We start from the raw sequence: 15,451 nt of genomic DNA, 5'->3' as shown, positions 1-15,451 counted from the left end.
ATACGACGGTTTTCGCCCTCAGGTAGACCGTCGCGACCAGGATCAGGAGCGCGCCGAAGCCGATCAGGGCCGGACCTTTAACGTGTAAGTTCGGGGCGTGACCGCTATCGACCTCGAACGCCGGCGCCTCGACCGAGCGAAGTTCGCGGTCGGCTTCACCTTCGCCACCAACGGCCTCGCGTACGCCGGGTGGCTCGCCCGGGCGCCTGCCGTGCGCGACGGCCTGGACCTTTCACCGGCCGGGTTCGGGCTGCTCCTGCTCTGTCTCTCGGCGGCCGCGATCTCGGCCATTCCGCTGGCCGGCCCGCTCGTGCAACGGGTCGGCCCGGCCCGGGCCATCCTCATCGGCAGCACGTCGATGGTCCTCGGCCTGACCGGGCTCGCCACCGGCACGCTGCTCGGCTCGGTGCCGCTGGCCGGCTTCGGGCTGGTGCTGGCCGGCCTGGGCAACAGCACCTGGGACGTCGCCATGAACGTCGAGGCGGCCGACGTCGAGCGGCGGATCGGTCGCACCCTCATGCCGCGCTTCCACGCCGGTTTCAGCCTCGGCACGGTGCTCGGCGCCGGCGTCAGCGCCCTCGCGGCGGCCTCCGGCCTGCCGATCTGGGCGCAGCTCTATCTCACCGCGGCGCTTGCGGCTTGCGTGACGACCCCGACGGTACGCCGTTTCCTGCCCCACCAGCCGCTGCCCGCGGGCCAGAAGCCCGCGATGAGCGTGCGGCAGGCCTGGCGCGAACCCCGTACCGTGCTGATCGGCCTCATCATGCTCGGCTTCGGCTTCACCGAGGGCACCGCGAACGACTGGCTGGCGATCGGCCTGGTCGACGGCTATCACGCCAGCGAAACCGTCGGCGCCATCGCGTTCGGCGGCTTCGTCACGGCGATGACCCTCGGCCGCCTCTTCGGCGGCTACGCGATAGAGCGCTGGGGCCGCGTCGTCACCCTGCGGGCGACCGCCGCCTCGGCCGCACTGGGCCTGCTCCTGGTCGTCACCCAGATCTCGGTGCCGGTAGCCATGGCCGGCGCCCTGCTCTGGGGCGCCGGCGCCTCCCTCGGCTTCCCGATCGGCATGAGCTCAGCCGCCGACGACCCCACCCGCGCCGCCATCCGCGTCTCGGTGGCCGGCTCCATCGGGTACGGCGCTTTCCTGGCCGGCCCACCCCTCATCGGCCTCCTGGCCGACCACATCGGCGTACTGCGGGCCATCCTCTGCGTCTTCGCCGCCCTGGCCGTCGGCCTGTTCGCCTCATCCGCCGCCCGCCCCCTGCGCCCCGCAGAGTAACCAAGACGAGAAGCGCCGCGCCCTCTGCGGAGTAACCAAGACGAGAAGCGCCGCGCCCTCTGCGGAGTAACCAAGACGAGAAGCGCCGCGCCCTCTCCGCCCTGCGGAGTAATCGAGACGAGTAGCGCCGCGCCCCCTGCGGAGTAACCAAGGCGAGAAGCGCCGCGTGCTCCCTGCCCCGCGGAGTAACCGAGACGAGAAGCGCCGCGCCCCCTGCGGAGTAACCAAGGCGAGAAGCGCCGCGCCCCTCCGCCCGGCCGGGTTGGCCCGGGCGCGAAGCGCTGGCGCCACTTCGAGCCGGGGAGCGGCCCGAGGCGAGGAGCGCCGCCTGCCCGCACCGCCAAGCCGGGTGGCGCAAGGCGGGAGGTAACGCACTGCCCGCCCGCACCGCCGCGCCGGGTGGCGCAAGGCGGGAGGTAACGCGCTGCCCGCCCGCACCGCCGCGCCGAGTGGGGCAAGGCGGGAGTGCCGCGCTGGCCGCCCACCTCCTGCCGGGGAGCGGCCCGAGCTGGGAGGTGCCGTACCTTTCGTCCGCCTTGTGCCGGGCGCTGGTCTGAGCTGGAAGGTTCCATGCGATCCGCCCGCTTTGTGCCGGGCAGTGGTACAGCTGGAACGTTCCAGTGGCATCCCGGCGGCTCGCGCGAGATGGGTCAAGGGAAAGGGTGAGGCATGCTGCTCGGCTCAGGGGGCGGCGGCGCGTAGCCACAAGTCGCGGTTGCCGGCTATGAGGACGCGGCCGTCGCGCAGTGTGGTTACCGCCTGGGGTGGGGCGTCGCCGCAACCCAGTTCGCCGCGCTGCCATCTGGTGCCGTCGCCCAGCCAGACGACGCCGCAGTAGTCGCCGGGAGTCGGGCGGGAGTCGTCGATCACGCCGGTCGCCACCATTGTGCCCGATCTGTCCACCGTGACGTCCGTGAGCCGTCCCACGCTCAGGCCCGCCGTCGGGCCCGGCTTCCAGTGCAGCCCGTCGGTGCTGGTCAGCACGTACGTCGTGTCCTGCTCACCCTTTTCCGTCCGGTCCACGCCGCCGAACGCCGTCCACCGGCCTCCGCTGTGGACGATGCGGGTCAGGATCAGCTGTTCCGGCAGACCGTCGACCGTTGCCACCCGCCAGGTGCGGCCGCCGTCCGTGGAGCGCCAGGCGCCGGGCCTCTCCCAGCCGTACCCGATCGCCACGACCGTGTCGCCGTCGGCGGCCAGGACCGCCAGGAGCTGGCGTACCGCCCGGGGCGGGCCACCCGGCGCCGGCAGGTTCACGCGGCGCAGCGACCGGCCGTTGTCGTTCGAGATCAGCACCGCCGGTGGCGGCCCGGCCGCGTCGATCAGGTCGGCGTTGATGATGATCCGACCGCTGCTCGTACGCACCATGCCGCCGACCCGGCTGCGTGACCCCTGCCCCTCGAAGCCGGGCTTGGACAGGTCGGCCCGGGCCAGCTCTTCCCGCTCGCCGTTGCGGTAGCGGGCCAGGCCGCTGCTGGAAGCGGCCAGAATCGTGCCGCCCGGTTCGGCGACTGCCGCGTCCGCGCTCACCCCGCCGCCCGGCCAGCCGTCGGGCAGTTCGCCGCTGCCTCGTGCGGCGGAGGGCGCCGGATCCAGGCGCAGCCGGTCGCATGCCGGCGTGCCCGTCCAGTTCGCGTTCACCGCGCGGTAGCCGTTCTGGTAGTCGCCGAGGGCCAGCACGCACGACTTCAACGGCATCAGCGCGCGCACTCCGCTGCCCGGCGGCACCCAGTCCGAGCTGGCCGGCCACTCCACCGCGCCCGCGTGACGCTCGAAGCCCAGGTCGGCGGCGGCCACGGTGCCCAGACCCGTACGGTCCGCGTCTTTGCCCACCGCCGGCCGCGACCGGGCACATGAGACCGTCGTCAGCAGAAGGCCGAGGGCGACCAGAGCGCGCACAGTACGAGTCATGCCCACGATCATGCCCGAGGCCCTAGGGTCGGGTGATGAGCCATGACAAGCAGGCTGTCGTCACGTCTCATGTGGACGCGCCGCCCGAGCGGGTGTGGACCGCGCTGACCGACGCCGCCGAGCTCGCCGCCTGGTACTGGCCGGCCCGGCTGCGCCCGCGGGCCGTCTCCGATCCTGTGGTGGGCGGCGGATTCGGCATCGACGCCGACGGCATGGGCTTCGCCGGGCGTTACCTCGAGCTCGACCCGCCCCGGCGCCTCGTGCAGTCGTGGCGCTGGTCCGGCGACGACCGCGACAGCCGGGTCACCATCGAGCTGACCCCGGCCGGCGCGGGCACCGACGTGCGTGTCGTTCACTCCGAGATCGACGAGGAGACCGCCCGGATGTACGAGGCGGGGTGGTCCAGCTGTCTGGCCCGCCTCACGCCGTACGCAGGAAATCGGTGATCAGCCCGGCCAGCACGGCCGGCTGCTCGATCACCATCGCGTGCGAGGTGTCCTCGAGCGAGATGTAGCGGGGGTGCCGGGCCGCCTGGGCCTGCTCCACCACGAACCGCCGGTGGGCCGCGTAAAGCTCGGCGAACGGCTCCTGCTCGGGCAGGTCGCGCGTCGGCAGCACGAGCAGTTCGGGGCAGGTCGTACCCGCGTACACCGGACCCAGATCCAATTCGTTCATCAGCTCGCGCAGCTGCGAGGTGGCCGCGGCGGACGGGCGCGTCGAGGTCTCGCCGTTCTCGTGGACCAGGTTGCGGCGGAAGCCCTCGATCCACACCTTCTCGTTCGCGCCCATGTCGCGGGCGGCCATGCGCTGCGACTCGACGATGTCGGGCAGCTGGTCGGCCTCGATCACCTGACCGGCCCGGGCCTCGAGCTGGTCGAAGATGGCGTGCAGCCGCTTCAACTCGGCCGCGGCTTTCCGCGGTTCCATTCCGGGCAGGTGCTCGGTACGGGTGGGTGGCGGATTGCCGTCGAGGCTGACCACACCCGGCGTCTCGGGGTGCCGCTGGCCCCACATCGCGGCCAGCATGCCGCCGAGCGAGTGGCCGACGACGGCCGGCCGGTCGAGTTCCATCTGGACGCAGACCGCGGCCAGGTCGCCCAGCGCCGCGTCCCAGGTCCAGGTGCCCTCGCCGGAGCGGCCGTGCCCGCGCAGGTCGACGCTGATCACCCGGTGGTTCGGGCGCAGCGCGCGAGCCAGGGTGGTCATCTGGGCCAGGTTGCCGCCGGCGCCGTGCAGCAACAGCAGCGGCGGCTGGTCGCCACCGAAGTCGCGGACCGCGAGTGGCAGGTCGCCGGCGTCGATCAGGCGGTCGTTAATCATGGTGTCCTCCTCGCGGCTCGGTGCCGCGTAGCCGGTCTCGGATGGCCGCCGACGGCACGCCGCCGTTCGGATGGCGGGGAAGGCGTCCCCGTTTGACCAGGTCGTGCACCCCTTGCCGGGTGATGCCGAGCATGGCGCCGGCCGTGGCGTACGACACCGCCTCGGCGCCCGGGTGTCCGGCCCGCCGGGCCACGGCCCGCCCCAGCGGGGTGCCCCACCACTCGGCCGGCGGGTCGAACGGCGTGTCGGCCGGGTGGAGCGTGGCGATCAGGCGGGCCGCCATCATCAGAGCCGCCGTCTCGTCGTCGCCGTCGAGCGTGGCGGCCCATCGGCGCGCCCGGGCCCGGACGAGCGACCGCAGCGCCTCGACCGCGTCGTCGCCCTCGAGCAGCACCTCGAGCGGGTCGAGCAGGCGGACGCCGAGCAGCCGCACGATCTGCTCGACCAGCTGGTTCTCGCCCACCGCGCCATCCTCCCGGCGCTTGACGACGGGTGTCAAGTTACCCTGCGTACATTAAGGGTGTCTTTGGTGGCCTTTCGCTGCGCGAGGCGGGCCAGTACCGTGTGCCCGGATCTCACCGGAAGGATCGCCCGTGCGCTCGCGTCCCGTCGTGTTCGGCGCTGTCACGTTGCTCGCGCTCGCGGCCTGCGACGACAAGCCCGTCGCGGAGCAGCCCGCGGCGCCGCCCCCGGTGGAGAAGGCCGAGCAGCTGCCCGCGGCCTCGGCCGGCGGAGCCTGCGCCCTCTGGGATTACGCGTCCATCAAGAAGGCGATCGGCGTCCAGTTCACTGTGGCCGCCGCCAACCAGGTCGATTCCACGTCGACGTGCGTGGTGCAGACCGTCGGCGCCGCGTACCCGGACCTGACCCTGTCCGTCGTCAAGAGCACCACGGCCACCGCCGACCAGTTCCTCGACGACCTCATGCCGGCCAAGGGCACCCGGCTCAAAGGGCTGGGCCAGGCCGCCTATCTGCTCAAGACGCCGGCGGGCGGCGGGCACGGGCCGGCCACCGAGATCGGCTGGCTCAGCGCGGCGAAGCAGATGCGGACGCTCCGCTTCACCTTCGCCGCAAACGCGAAGCCCACCGCCGTGACGGCGATGAACAAGAATCTGTTCACCTACGCCAAGGCGATGGACACGACGAACGGGTAGTTCAGTGCGCCGCCACGAACACGCGTGACGCCACCTCGCGAGGCAGCCGGATCTTGTCGCCGGAGCGATCGATGGTCACGCCGTCGCGCTCCTGGGCCACCGTCACCGTCGTACCGGGGTCGATGCCGGCCGCGTGCAGCTGGCGCAGCACGTCGGAGTTGGTCTGCACGCTCTCGCAGATGCGCTGCACCACGACGCTGCCGGTCAGGCCCGGGAACGCCAGGTTGCGCTCGCCCGCGCTGACCTGGGCCGCGCTGTCCAGCAGGTCCTCGTCCTCCTCGTCGGGGACGCCGAGCGCCTCCAGGCCGGGGATCGGATTGCCGTACGGCGAGCGGGTCGGCTTGTTGAGCAGCTCGTAGACCTTCTTCTCCACCGAGTCGCTCATCACATGCTCCCAGCGGCAGGCCTCCTCGTGGGCCTCCTCGTAGGGCATGCCGATGACGTTGACCAGCAGAAGCTCGGCCAGCCGGTGCTTGCGCATGACCGAGACGGCGGTGGTCCGGCCCTCGTCGGTCAGCACGAGGTGACGGTCGTTCTCGACGGTCAGCAGACCGTCGCGCTCCATCCGGGCGACCGTCTGGCTCACCGTGGGGCCGCTCTGGTGCAGCCGCTCGGCGATCCGCGCGCGCAGCGGCGGCACACCCTCCTCCTCGAGCTCGAGGATGGTGCGCAAATACATCTCGGTTGTGTCGACGAGGTCGTGTTTGTGTAGTGACGTCTTCATGCTTCGACCCCCCAGTGCTCACGGCCAACAGCCGGCCTGCCCCGGGTGTCGACGAGATAATTCACGGTGTGGCCCTCCAGCAGCGATATTACCTCGTTACATGGGGTTGACAGCGGCCCCGAGCTGGTGGGCATAGACCCTACCCGACCGGGACAGTTCACCGCGGGACGCCGCCGCGAGCCGGAAGTTGTCGGTGGTGCGTGGCAGCATGACGGGCATGGTGGACCGGACGACCGCGGTGGTGTGGGATCGAGCGCTCCTCGACTACGACATGGGTGATCACCCGCTCAATCCCGTGCGCGTCGAGCTGACCATGGCGCTCGCCCGCGAGCTGGGCGTCCTCGACCGTCCCGGGGTGCGGATGATCACACCGGTCCCGGCCACCGAGGCCGAGCTCACCCGGATTCACCGGGCCGACTACCTCGACGCGGTCCGCGCCGCCCCGTTCGACCCGTTCTTCTCCGGCTGGGGGCTCAACACCCCCGACAACCCGGTCTTCGACGGCATGCACGAGGCCTCCGCCCGCATCTGCGGCGCCAGCATCGCGGCGGCCGAGGCCGTCTGGCACGGCGAGGCGACCCGGGCGGTGAACGTCTCCGGTGGCCTTCATCACGCGCTGGCCGCCCGGGCGTCCGGCTTCTGCGTCTACAACGATCCGGCCGTCGCCATCGCCAAACTCCTCGACCAGGGCGCCCAGCGAGTGGCCTACGTGGACGTCGACGTCCATCACGGCGACGGCGTCCAGGCCGCGTTCTACAACGACCCGCGGGTCCTGACCATCAGCCTGCACGAGACCCCGCTGACCCTCTTCCCCGGCACGGGCTTCGCCGACGAGACGGGCGGCCCCGGCGCCGAGGGCACCGCGGTCAACATCCCGCTGCCGCCGGGTACGGGCGACGGCGGCTGGCTGAAAGCCTTCCACGCGATCGTCCCGTCGATCCTGCGCGCGTGGGCCCCCGAGATCATCTTCAGTCAGTGCGGCGCCGACGCCCACCGGCTCGACCCGCTGGCCGACCTGCGGCTCTCGGTCGACGGCCAGCGCGCGGCGTACGTGGCGATGCGCGACCTGGCCGACGAGCTGTGCGACGGCCGGTGGGTGGCCATGGGCGGCGGGGGATACGCGCTGGTCGAGGTCGTGCCCCGGGCCTGGTCCCATCTGCTGGCCGTCGCGACCGGTGAGCCCCTCGACCCGTACACCAGAACTCCCGCCCCCTGGCGCAAGCTGGCCGCCGAGCGTTGCCCCCGGTCCGAGGTCCCCGAGTCGATGACCGACGGCACCGAGCCCCCGGTCGAGCGCTGGCAGCCGGGCACCACGCCCGACGCCGTCGACCGGGCCGTCCTGGCCAGCCGCACCGAGGTGTTCCCGCTGCACGGCCTCGACCCGCACGACCCCCGGGACTGAGGGGGCGGCGTGGACAAGAGCGCTGACGTCCTGCTCTCCGACGGCACGGCCGTCCACCTGCGACAGATCCGGCCCGACGACGCCCCGGCCATCGTGGAGTTCCACTCCCGGATGAGCGACCGCACCCGTTACCTGCGCTACTTCTCGCCCTACCCACGCATCCCCGAGCGCGACCTCGAGCGCTTCGTGAACGTCGACCATCGCGACCGCGAGGCGTTCGTCATCGTCACCGGCCCGCGGATCATGGCGGTCGGCCGCTACGAGCGCCTCGGGCCCGGCGCACCCGACGCCGAGGTCGCGTTCGTCGTCGAGGACGCCCATCAGGGCCGCGGCATCGGATCCGTCCTGCTGGAATACCTGGCCGAGGCCGCGCGGGCCAACGGCATCACCCGGTTCGTGGCCGAGGTTCTGCCGGAGAACTCCGGCATGCTGCGGGTGTTCGGCGACTTCGGCTATCAGGTCCAGCGTAAGTACGCGGACGGCGTGGTCCACCTGAGCTTCCCGATCGCGCCGACCGAGAAATCGCGTGAGGTGCAGGAGTCCCGCGAACAGCTCACCGAGGCCCGCTCGATCGCCCGGCTGCTGGCCCCGCGCGCGGTGGCCGTCTACGGCGCCAGCGCGAGCGGCCAGGGCATCGGCGCCGCGATGCTCGGTCATCTGCGCGACGGCGGCTACACCGGCACGATCGTCCCGGTGCACCGCAGCGCCGAGCGGGTGGCCGGCCTCCGGGCGTACCGGTCCGCGGCCGACGCCGGCGCCACGGTCGACCTGGCGCTCATCGCCGTGCCACCCGAGGGAGTCGCCGATGCCATGGCCGACGCCGCCGCCAGCGGTGCGGGCGGCCTGGTGGTGGTCTCGGCCGGCTTCGCCGAGACCGGCGCCGAGGGCGCGGCCGCCCAGCGCGAGCTGATCCAGCGCGCGCACGACGCCGGCCTGCGCGTCGTCGGCCCCAACAGCATGGGCGTGGCGAACACCGATTTCCAGGTACGCCTGAACGCCACCCTCGCGCCGCGGCTCCCGGCCGCCGGCCGGGTCGGCTTCTTCAGCCAGAGTGGAGCGCTCGGCGTCGCCTTGCTGGCCGAGGCCGACCGCCGCGGCCTGGGCCTGTCCAGCTTCGTCTCGGCCGGCAACCGGGCCGACGTCTCCGGCAACGACCTGCTCCAGTACTGGCAGGACGACCCCGGCACCGACGTCGTCCTGCTCTACCTCGAGACGTTCGGCAACCCGCGCAAGTTCGCCCGCCTGGCCCGCCGGATGAGCCGCGTCAAACCGGTGGTGGCGGTCGCCTCGGCCACCCGCCCGGCCGGACTCGCCGGCGACGGCCCCGGCCCCGACCCGTACGCGGTGACCGCCCTTTTCGCCCGCTCCGGGGTCATCCGCGTCGACACCGTGCGCGAACTCTTCGACGTCGGCCTGCTCCTGGCCCACCAGCCCCTGCCCGGTGGCCGCCGGGTGGCCGTGGTCGGCAACTCCTCGGCCCTCTCCGAGCTGGCCGTGTCCGCCTGCCGCGCCGACGGCCTCACCGTGGCCGAGGGCTACCCGGTGAACATCAGCCCGATGGCCAGCGCCCACGACTTCGCCGACGCCCTGGCCGACGCGGCCGTCGACGACCGCGCCGACGCCCTGGTCGTGGTCTTCGCCCCGCCACTGCCCGGCCAGCTGGCCGACGAGGACGCCGACTTCGCCGCGGCCCTGGCCAGCGTCGCTCTGGCCGGCGAGAAACCCACTGTCGCGACGTTCCTGCTCGAGGACCTGTCGACGAGGGTGCCGTCCTACCCGTCGGTCGAGGAGGCGGTGCGGGCCCTGGCCCGGGTCGCCTACTACGCCGACTGGCTCCGCCGCCCACCCGGCGTGCTGCCGGCGCTGCCCGACATCGCCCCCGAGGCAGCCGAGCTCGAAGGACCCCCTTCAGACCTGCTTGCGGCGTACGGGATAAAGGTCGTCCCCTCCACCCTGGCGTCCACGGCCGACGAGGCGGTCGCCGCGGCCGCCGCTCTCGGCTACCCGATCGCCCTGAAAGCGGCCGGCGGCGCCCTGCGCCACCGCATCGACCTGGGCGCGGTCCGCCTGGCCCTGGCCGACGAGGAGGACGTCCGCGCCGCCTGGGCCGAGCTGGCCGCGGCCTTCGGCCCCGACGTGCTCGTCCAGACGATGGTCGCCCCCGGCGTGGCATGCCGCATCGAGGTGATGGAGGACCCGGCCTTCGGCCCCGTGGTCGGCTTCGGCCTGGGCGGCGTGGCCAGCGAACTCCTGGGCGACCTGGCCTGGCGCGCGGCCCCCCTGACCGACCGCGCGGCCGAGGCCCTGGTGGACGAGCCCCGAGCCGCCCCCCTGCTGCACGGCTACCGGGGCTCGGCGCCGGTCGACCGGGCCGCCCTGATCGACCTCCTGCTCCGCGTGGGCCGCCTGGCCGACGACCACCCCCGCCTGCGAAGCCTCTCCCTGAACCCGGTCCTGGCCCGCCCCGACGGCTTCTCGGTCCTGCACGCCGCCACTGAAATAGGAGACCCGGCCCGCCGCCCCGACACCGGCCCCCGCCGCCTACGCACCCCGTGACGCCCACGCGACCTCCCCGCCCGCATCGTCCAACGGCCGCCTTCCCCAGCGCACTGCCCTCCCGCGCGCCCTTCAGAGAGCGCCGCCGGTGAGCCGGTATCCCGTGCGTCGCCCTGGGAACGGCGCCACCGCCCGCCGCCTCTGCCGCCTGCTGCGGCTACCGCTGCCGCCGCCCGCTGTCCGCCGCCCGCTGTCGCGCGCCGCCCGCCGCCGCCCGCTGCCGCGCGCCGCCCGCCGCCGCCCGCTGCCGCGCCGCCCGCCGCTGCCACCGCCCGCCACCGCCGCGTCGGCTACCGCTGCCGTCGCCCGCCACCTCCGCCCCTGCTCCCTGCCGGCCGCCCGCTGCCGCCTTCATCGATGCCGGCGGCGCGACGGATCCTTGAGTGCGTCATCCGGTCGGCCATGGTCGGCTGGGGCTTCCCGGCGAAAATGTCGTACCCCGGCGATACGGTCGCTGCGCTCGGCAGTCACGAGGGGACGGGCAAGCGATGATCGAAGCAGGACGAGGGGATCTCCTGACGGCCGACGCCGAAGCGCTGGTCAACGCGGTCAACACGGCCGGCGTCATGGGCAAGGGGATCGCGCTCCAGTTCAAACGGACCTTCCCGGCGAACTGCCGGGCCTACCGAGCGGCCTGCTCCCGCGCCGAGGTGCGCGTCGGCGAGATGTGGGTTTTCGAAGAGGGCGGGCGAAGCATCGTCAACTTCCCGACAAAACGCCATTGGCGCGACAAATCACGCCTTGGCGACATCGAGACCGGCCTCGATTCGCTCGTGTCGCTGGTCCGCGAGCGGGGCACCACCTCGATCGCTCTCCCCGCCCTGGGCTGCGGCGCCGGAGGTCTCGCCTGGACCGACGTCCGCCCCCTGATCGAGCGGGCATGCGCCCGAATTCCCCAGGTCCGCGCCTTGGTCTTCGCCCCGCAGTCATGACGCTGTCGGGCGGGGCGCGGCGCTGTGGTTGGCCTGGACGTCAGTAGGAGCGATGGTGGCTGCGCGTGGCCGCGAGCGAAGTCGCGGGCCGATCGCCGCGACAGCCGGTCATGACCCGGCCGCGCCGGAAGGATGGGTACTGCCGCCGAGTGGTGAGTGCGTACTGGCGCCGTCGCCCGCCATGGTGGCCGGCCACCGGGCGGGCGGCCGAGCGACCGACCGGGCGGGCGGCCGAGCGACCGACCGGGCGGGCGGCCGAGCGACCGGGCGGGCGGCCGAGCGACCGACCGGGCGGGCGGCCGAGCGACCGGGCGGGCGGCCGAGCGACCGACCGGGCGGGCGGCCGAGCGACCGACCGGGCGGGGTGGGCGGCCGACCGGGCGACCGGGTGGGCGGGCGAGCGGGCGGGCCAGCGACCGAGCGCGTGGGCGGGTGAATGAGCGGGCGGGCGGGTTTCAGCAGTCATCCGGCTCATGCGGGGGACGGGTGGGTCGGCGCATGATGGCGGCCACAGCGAGGGTTTACGTCTCGGCTGCTCGGGCACGATGCAGCGGCCGGACCCTGAAGAAGGAAGAACGAGATGAGCGACTCGCAGGAGAGCATCGAGCGGGAGATCGCCGGGGGCGACTACGGCCCCGGAATCTTCGACGAGCCCAGCACGTATCGTCCCGAGAAGGGTGACGACGACGCCGGTCTGTCCAGCACGCTGGCGGCCGGTACCGACACCGACCAGCTCCAGGACGGCGGGCCGCACCCCGAGCACGGTGTCATGACCACCACCGGCGGGACCGCGGGGCCGAACAGCTTCCGCACCCGTCCGCGTTCGGGGCCGGGCGTGGCCAACACGACGACCGGCGACGCCACCACGGGCGCCATGGAGACCCCGGTCGACGGCTACACGAGCGACGCCAGCAGCAACGCCGTCGACTGACGGCCCGCCGGCCCCGCCGGTTCCGCTACGGTCACACGCGTGACGGGACGGGACATGGCGGGGCCGGATGCTGTCGGGCTGCCGTTCGCCTTCGGGCGTGAGGCGGACGTGTACGCGCTCGGTGACGGCCGGGTCCTCCGGCGTTACCGGAACGGGGCCGATGCCGAGCCGGAGGCGGCCGTCATGGCGTACGCCGGGAACCAAGGTTTTCCCGTTCCCCGGGTTTTCGCCGCCCGCGGCACCGACCTGGTCATGGAGCGGCTTGACGGGCCCACCCTCGCCCAGGCTTTGATGGCCGGCGATGTCACCCTCGACCGCGGCGCCACGATTCTGGCCGATCTGCTGCGGCGGCTGCACGAGCTGCCGCCGATGGGTGACGCTGACACGATCGTCCACCTCGATCTGCACCCGGAGAATGTGGTGCTCAGCCAGCGCGGGCCTGTCCTCATCGACTGGCGCAACGCCGGCGACGGCCCGGCCGATCTGGACACCGCCCTTGCCGCGCTGATTCTCGCGCAGGTCGCCGTCGGCTCGATCGATCACGAGCTGGGCGGGCGGGCCGGCGAACTGCTCGACCTTTTCCTGGCCCGCGTCCCGGGCGATCCGGTTCGTCTGCTGCCGGAGGCCGTCGAGTTCCGGCGCGGGCAGCCGACCATGTCGCCCGAGGAGATCGAGCAACTGTCGGTGGCCGCCGCCCGAGTGCGAGGAGTGAAGTAGATGCGGGCTCTTGTGCAGACCGTGAGCCGGGCCAGTGTCACCGTCGACGACGAGGTGGTCGGCAAGATCGAGGACGGGTTGCTGGTGCTCGTCGGTGTCACTCACGACGACACGCCGGAGAAAGCCGAGCAGCTGGCCCGTAAGACCTACGAAATGCGCATTTTGGACGACGGGAAGAGCGCCTCCGACCTGACCGCGCCGATCCTCGTGGTCAGCCAGTTCACTCTCTACGGGGACGCCCGGAAGGGCCGCCGGCCCACGTGGAGCGCGGCGGCGCCGGCGGAGAAGGCCGAACCGCTCGTCACCGCGTACGTCGAAGCGCTGCGCGCCCGGGGAGCGACGGTCGAGACCGGCCGCTTCCGGGCGCACATGCTCGTCGAGAGCGTCAACGTGGGGCCACGCTCGATCTGGCTGGAGATCTAGAAGAACAGTCCACGCCGCTGCGCCGACTGCCGCAGCCAGTTGTCGAGCTGGGCGCCCCAGTCGGTGTGGTCGACTGTCGCGTAGTCCACGTCGAAGCGCCCGAACGCGTCGTGCCCCTCGGTGAACAGGCCGCCCCGCTTGTCGATCTCGAGGATCACCTGGAGCTTGTGCGGCGTCGGGATGAACGTCAGCTCGAGCTGGTTGATGCCGCTCGCGTACGCCGACGGCGGGTAGAACTCGATCTCCTGGTAGAACGGCAGGCTCTGCTGCGCCCCGTACACCCGGCCGCGCTCCACGTCGGCCCGGCTGAACCGGAAGCCCAGCCGCAGCAGCGCGTCGAGGAGCCGTTCCTGCGCCGGCAGCGGGTGCACCGCGACCGCGTCCAGGTCGGACTTGTCCACGGCCCGCGCCACCTCGAGCTCGGTGGCCAGGCCCATCGTCATGCCGTGCAGATGTTGCCCGTACACCTCGGTGATCGGAGTTTCCCACGGCACGTCGAATCGGAAGGGTACGTCGTATTTCGCGCCCGGCTCGAGACGGAACGAGCCGGTCAGCCGCTGGCGGTGGAACTCCTGATCGGTGTTGTACTCACTGTCACCGCTTTCCACCTCGACCCGCGTGACCAGGCCGACCGCGAGATATTCGACGTCGACGGCGTGGTCGCCGCCGACGACGTGCACCTGGCCCTCGAGGAATCCGCCCGGCCGGCAGTTGGGGTTGACCAGCACCGTCTCGACTGACGGGCCGCCGACCCCGAAGGCCTGCAACATCTTTTTGAAGACCACTGAACCATCTCCTCCTCGCGGGCGTGTGGGGAACAGTATCGACGCACAGCAACCGACCGGTAGCGGCATTTCGGACACTTGTCGGCTTGGCGACGTCAGGGTTCTCCCTGATTCATGCCACCTGGACGCTTGCCTCACCTCGGCTTAACGCGTCCCGGGCCAAGCTATCGATCACCGGCACGCAAGTGACTGGACAGCTCGAGACGGTTTATCAGCGGGGAGGGGACTGAAAGGTGGTCCTGCAGATGAAGGCGACCGACAACAGCATGACGGACGGTGTCGAGCTCCTCACCGACCTGGACGCTACCGACGAGCGTGGCGTTTCCGCGGACCTGGTCCGGGCCTACCTGAACGGCATCGGCCGGACCCGCCTGCTCACCGCCGTCGAGGAGGTCGAGCTCTCCAAGCGGATCGAAGCCGGCCTCTACGCCGACGAGAAGCTGCCGGAGGCGTCCGACGACCTGGCCCCCCTCCTGCGCGTGATCATCGCCGAGGGCAAGGCGGCCAAGAACCACCTCCTCGAGGCCAACCTCCGCCTGGTGGTCAGCATCGCGAAGCGCTACACCGGCCGGGGCATGGCCTTCCTCGACCTGATCCAGGAGGGCAACCTGGGGCTGATCCGCGCGGTCGAGAAGTTCGACTACACCAAGGGCTACAAGTTCTCCACGTACGCGACGTGGTGGATCCGCCAGGCGATCACCCGCGCGATGGCCGACCAGGCCCGCACCATCCGTATCCCGGTGCACATGGTCGAGCAGGTCAACCGCATGGTCCGCAGCCGTCGCGACCTGGCCGCCACACTGGGCCGCGAGCCCAGCATCGCCGAGATCGCCAAGGCCATGGGCGTCGAGGAGTTCCAGGTCATCGAGCTCATCTCGTACGACCGCGAGCCGGTCAGCCTCGACCAGGCCGTCGGTGAGGACGGCGAGAGCGCCCTGGGTGACTTCGTCGCCGCCGTCGAGCACCAGCCGGGCGTCGGCCACGGCCAGGGCGAGCTGCGCAGCGAGGTCGAGATCGTGCTGGCCACGCTCTCCGAGCGCGAGTCGGCCGTGATCCGGCTGCGCTTCGGCCTCGACGACGGCCGTCAGCGCACTCTCGACGAGGTCGGCCGCGAGTTCGGCCTGAGCCGCGAGCGCATCCGCCAGATCGAGAAGGTCACGATGCTCAAGCTCCGCGACCCCGAGCGCGCTTCCCGCCTCGAGGCTTACGCCAGCTGAGAAGGCTTACGCCAGCTGAGAAGGCTTACGCCAGCTGAGAAGGCTTACGCCAGCTGAGAAGGCTTACGCCAGCTGAGAAGGCTTACGCCAGCTGAGA

General features: G+C 72.1%; 15 protein-coding genes. 10 read left to right on the top strand and 5 right to left on the bottom strand.

Features of this window, described 5'->3' with window-relative positions; genetic code table 11:
* The first annotated feature begins 97 nt into the window (after window positions 1-97).
* On the top strand, window positions 98-1,282 hold the full coding sequence (locus tag ACGFJ7_RS01505; protein ID WP_392640167.1) for an MFS transporter: 1,185 nt from the start codon (window positions 98-100) through the stop codon (window positions 1,280-1,282).
* A gap of 681 nt (window positions 1,283-1,963) precedes the next feature.
* Here ACGFJ7_RS01505 and ACGFJ7_RS01500 read toward each other — a convergent pair.
* Window positions 1,964-3,193 carry a WD40/YVTN/BNR-like repeat-containing protein gene (locus ACGFJ7_RS01500; protein ID WP_392640164.1) on the bottom strand — a complete coding sequence of 410 codons (1,230 nt, stop codon included), beginning with the start codon at window positions 3,191-3,193 and terminating at the stop codon, window positions 1,964-1,966.
* A 35-nt stretch (window positions 3,194-3,228) separates the two neighbouring features.
* Here ACGFJ7_RS01500 and ACGFJ7_RS01495 point away from each other — a divergent pair, with 35 nt between their 5' ends.
* On the top strand, window positions 3,229-3,639 hold the full coding sequence (locus tag ACGFJ7_RS01495; protein WP_360241644.1) for an SRPBCC family protein: 411 nt from the start codon (window positions 3,229-3,231) through the stop codon (window positions 3,637-3,639).
* Here ACGFJ7_RS01495 and ACGFJ7_RS01490 read toward each other — a convergent pair.
* Window positions 3,614-4,513, bottom strand: a complete 900-nt coding sequence (locus tag ACGFJ7_RS01490) for an alpha/beta hydrolase (RefSeq protein ID WP_360241641.1) — start codon at window positions 4,511-4,513, stop codon at window positions 3,614-3,616. The two genes, ACGFJ7_RS01495 and ACGFJ7_RS01490, sit on opposite strands and share 26 nt — an antisense overlap.
* Complete coding sequence (locus ACGFJ7_RS01485) at window positions 4,506-5,012, bottom strand: hypothetical protein (RefSeq protein ID WP_360241638.1); 507 nt, start codon at window positions 5,010-5,012, stop codon at window positions 4,506-4,508. Before ACGFJ7_RS01485 ends, ACGFJ7_RS01490 begins: the two co-directional genes overlap by 8 nt.
* A gap of 94 nt (window positions 5,013-5,106) precedes the next feature.
* On the opposite strand from ACGFJ7_RS01485, the gene ACGFJ7_RS01480 reads away from it, so the two are divergent.
* A complete protein-coding gene (locus ACGFJ7_RS01480) occupies window positions 5,107-5,667 on the top strand; it encodes a hypothetical protein (protein ID WP_392640159.1) in 561 nt (186 codons plus the stop codon).
* 1 nt (window position 5,668) lies between these two features.
* On the opposite strand, the gene ACGFJ7_RS01475 is transcribed toward ACGFJ7_RS01480, so the two are convergent.
* Window positions 5,669-6,391, bottom strand: a complete 723-nt coding sequence (locus ACGFJ7_RS01475) for a metal-dependent transcriptional regulator (protein ID WP_360241632.1) — start codon at window positions 6,389-6,391, stop codon at window positions 5,669-5,671.
* Window positions 6,392-6,608: 217 nt separating this feature from the next.
* Between ACGFJ7_RS01475 and ACGFJ7_RS01470 the strand changes: the two genes are divergently transcribed.
* The 6 genes from ACGFJ7_RS01470 (at window position 6,609) to dtd (ending at window position 13,352) form a co-directional block, all read left to right on the top strand.
* Complete coding sequence (locus ACGFJ7_RS01470) at window positions 6,609-7,793, top strand: acetoin utilization protein AcuC (RefSeq protein ID WP_392640156.1); 1,185 nt, start codon at window positions 6,609-6,611, stop codon at window positions 7,791-7,793.
* 9 nt (window positions 7,794-7,802) lie between these two features.
* The gene (locus ACGFJ7_RS01465) at window positions 7,803-10,349 is read left to right on the top strand and encodes a GNAT family N-acetyltransferase (RefSeq protein ID WP_360241629.1); all 2,547 of its coding nucleotides are present in this window, start codon (window positions 7,803-7,805) and stop codon (window positions 10,347-10,349) included.
* A gap of 383 nt (window positions 10,350-10,732) precedes the next feature.
* Complete coding sequence (locus tag ACGFJ7_RS01460) at window positions 10,733-11,281, top strand: macro domain-containing protein (protein WP_392640153.1); 549 nt, start codon at window positions 10,733-10,735, stop codon at window positions 11,279-11,281.
* Between the two features lie 580 nt (window positions 11,282-11,861).
* Window positions 11,862-12,212 carry a hypothetical protein gene (locus ACGFJ7_RS01455; protein ID WP_360241626.1) on the top strand — a complete coding sequence of 117 codons (351 nt, stop codon included), beginning with the start codon at window positions 11,862-11,864 and terminating at the stop codon, window positions 12,210-12,212.
* Between the two features lie 39 nt (window positions 12,213-12,251).
* Window positions 12,252-12,929 (top strand): phosphotransferase, encoded by a 678-nt coding sequence (locus ACGFJ7_RS01450; RefSeq protein ID WP_392640151.1) that lies wholly within the window; start codon window positions 12,252-12,254, stop codon window positions 12,927-12,929.
* Window positions 12,930-13,352 (top strand): D-aminoacyl-tRNA deacylase, encoded by a 423-nt coding sequence (dtd, locus tag ACGFJ7_RS01445; RefSeq protein ID WP_392640148.1) that lies wholly within the window; start codon window positions 12,930-12,932, stop codon window positions 13,350-13,352.
* Here dtd and ACGFJ7_RS01440 read toward each other — a convergent pair.
* Window positions 13,349-14,137 carry a sporulation protein gene (locus ACGFJ7_RS01440; RefSeq protein ID WP_360241617.1) on the bottom strand — a complete coding sequence of 263 codons (789 nt, stop codon included), beginning with the start codon at window positions 14,135-14,137 and terminating at the stop codon, window positions 13,349-13,351. The two genes, dtd and ACGFJ7_RS01440, sit on opposite strands and share 4 nt — an antisense overlap.
* Before the next feature lie 245 nt (window positions 14,138-14,382).
* On the opposite strand from ACGFJ7_RS01440, the gene sigB reads away from it, so the two are divergent.
* A complete protein-coding gene (gene sigB, locus ACGFJ7_RS01435; protein ID WP_360241614.1) occupies window positions 14,383-15,354 on the top strand; it encodes an RNA polymerase sigma factor SigB in 972 nt (323 codons plus the stop codon).
* Window positions 15,355-15,451: the final 97 nt, after the last annotated feature.

The organism is Actinoplanes sp. NPDC048988, assembly GCF_043197815.1.
Taxonomy (GTDB): domain Bacteria; phylum Actinomycetota; class Actinomycetes; order Mycobacteriales; family Micromonosporaceae; genus Actinoplanes.
The sequence above is the reverse complement of the archived record's forward strand: the minus strand, read 5'-3'. Positions and strand labels throughout refer to the sequence as shown.

Bases quoted from the DNA above. Each gene is read 5' to 3' on its own strand.
- ACGFJ7_RS01500 (WP_392640164.1), bottom strand. From the start codon at position 3,193: ATGACTCGTACTGTGCGCGCTCTGGTCGCCCTCGGCCTTCTGCTGACG.
- ACGFJ7_RS01475 (WP_360241632.1), bottom strand. From the start codon at position 6,391: ATGAAGACGTCACTACACAAACACGACCTCGTCGACACAACCGAGATG.
- sigB (WP_360241614.1), top strand. From the start codon at position 14,383: ATGAAGGCGACCGACAACAGCATGACGGACGGTGTCGAGCTCCTCACC.
- ACGFJ7_RS01490 (WP_360241641.1), bottom strand. From the start codon at position 4,513: ATGATTAACGACCGCCTGATCGACGCCGGCGACCTGCCACTCGCGGTC.
- ACGFJ7_RS01455 (WP_360241626.1), top strand. From the start codon at position 11,862: ATGAGCGACTCGCAGGAGAGCATCGAGCGGGAGATCGCCGGGGGCGAC.
- ACGFJ7_RS01470 (WP_392640156.1), top strand. From the start codon at position 6,609: ATGGTGGACCGGACGACCGCGGTGGTGTGGGATCGAGCGCTCCTCGAC.
- dtd (WP_392640148.1), top strand. From the start codon at position 12,930: ATGCGGGCTCTTGTGCAGACCGTGAGCCGGGCCAGTGTCACCGTCGAC.
- ACGFJ7_RS01495 (WP_360241644.1), top strand. From the start codon at position 3,229: ATGAGCCATGACAAGCAGGCTGTCGTCACGTCTCATGTGGACGCGCCG.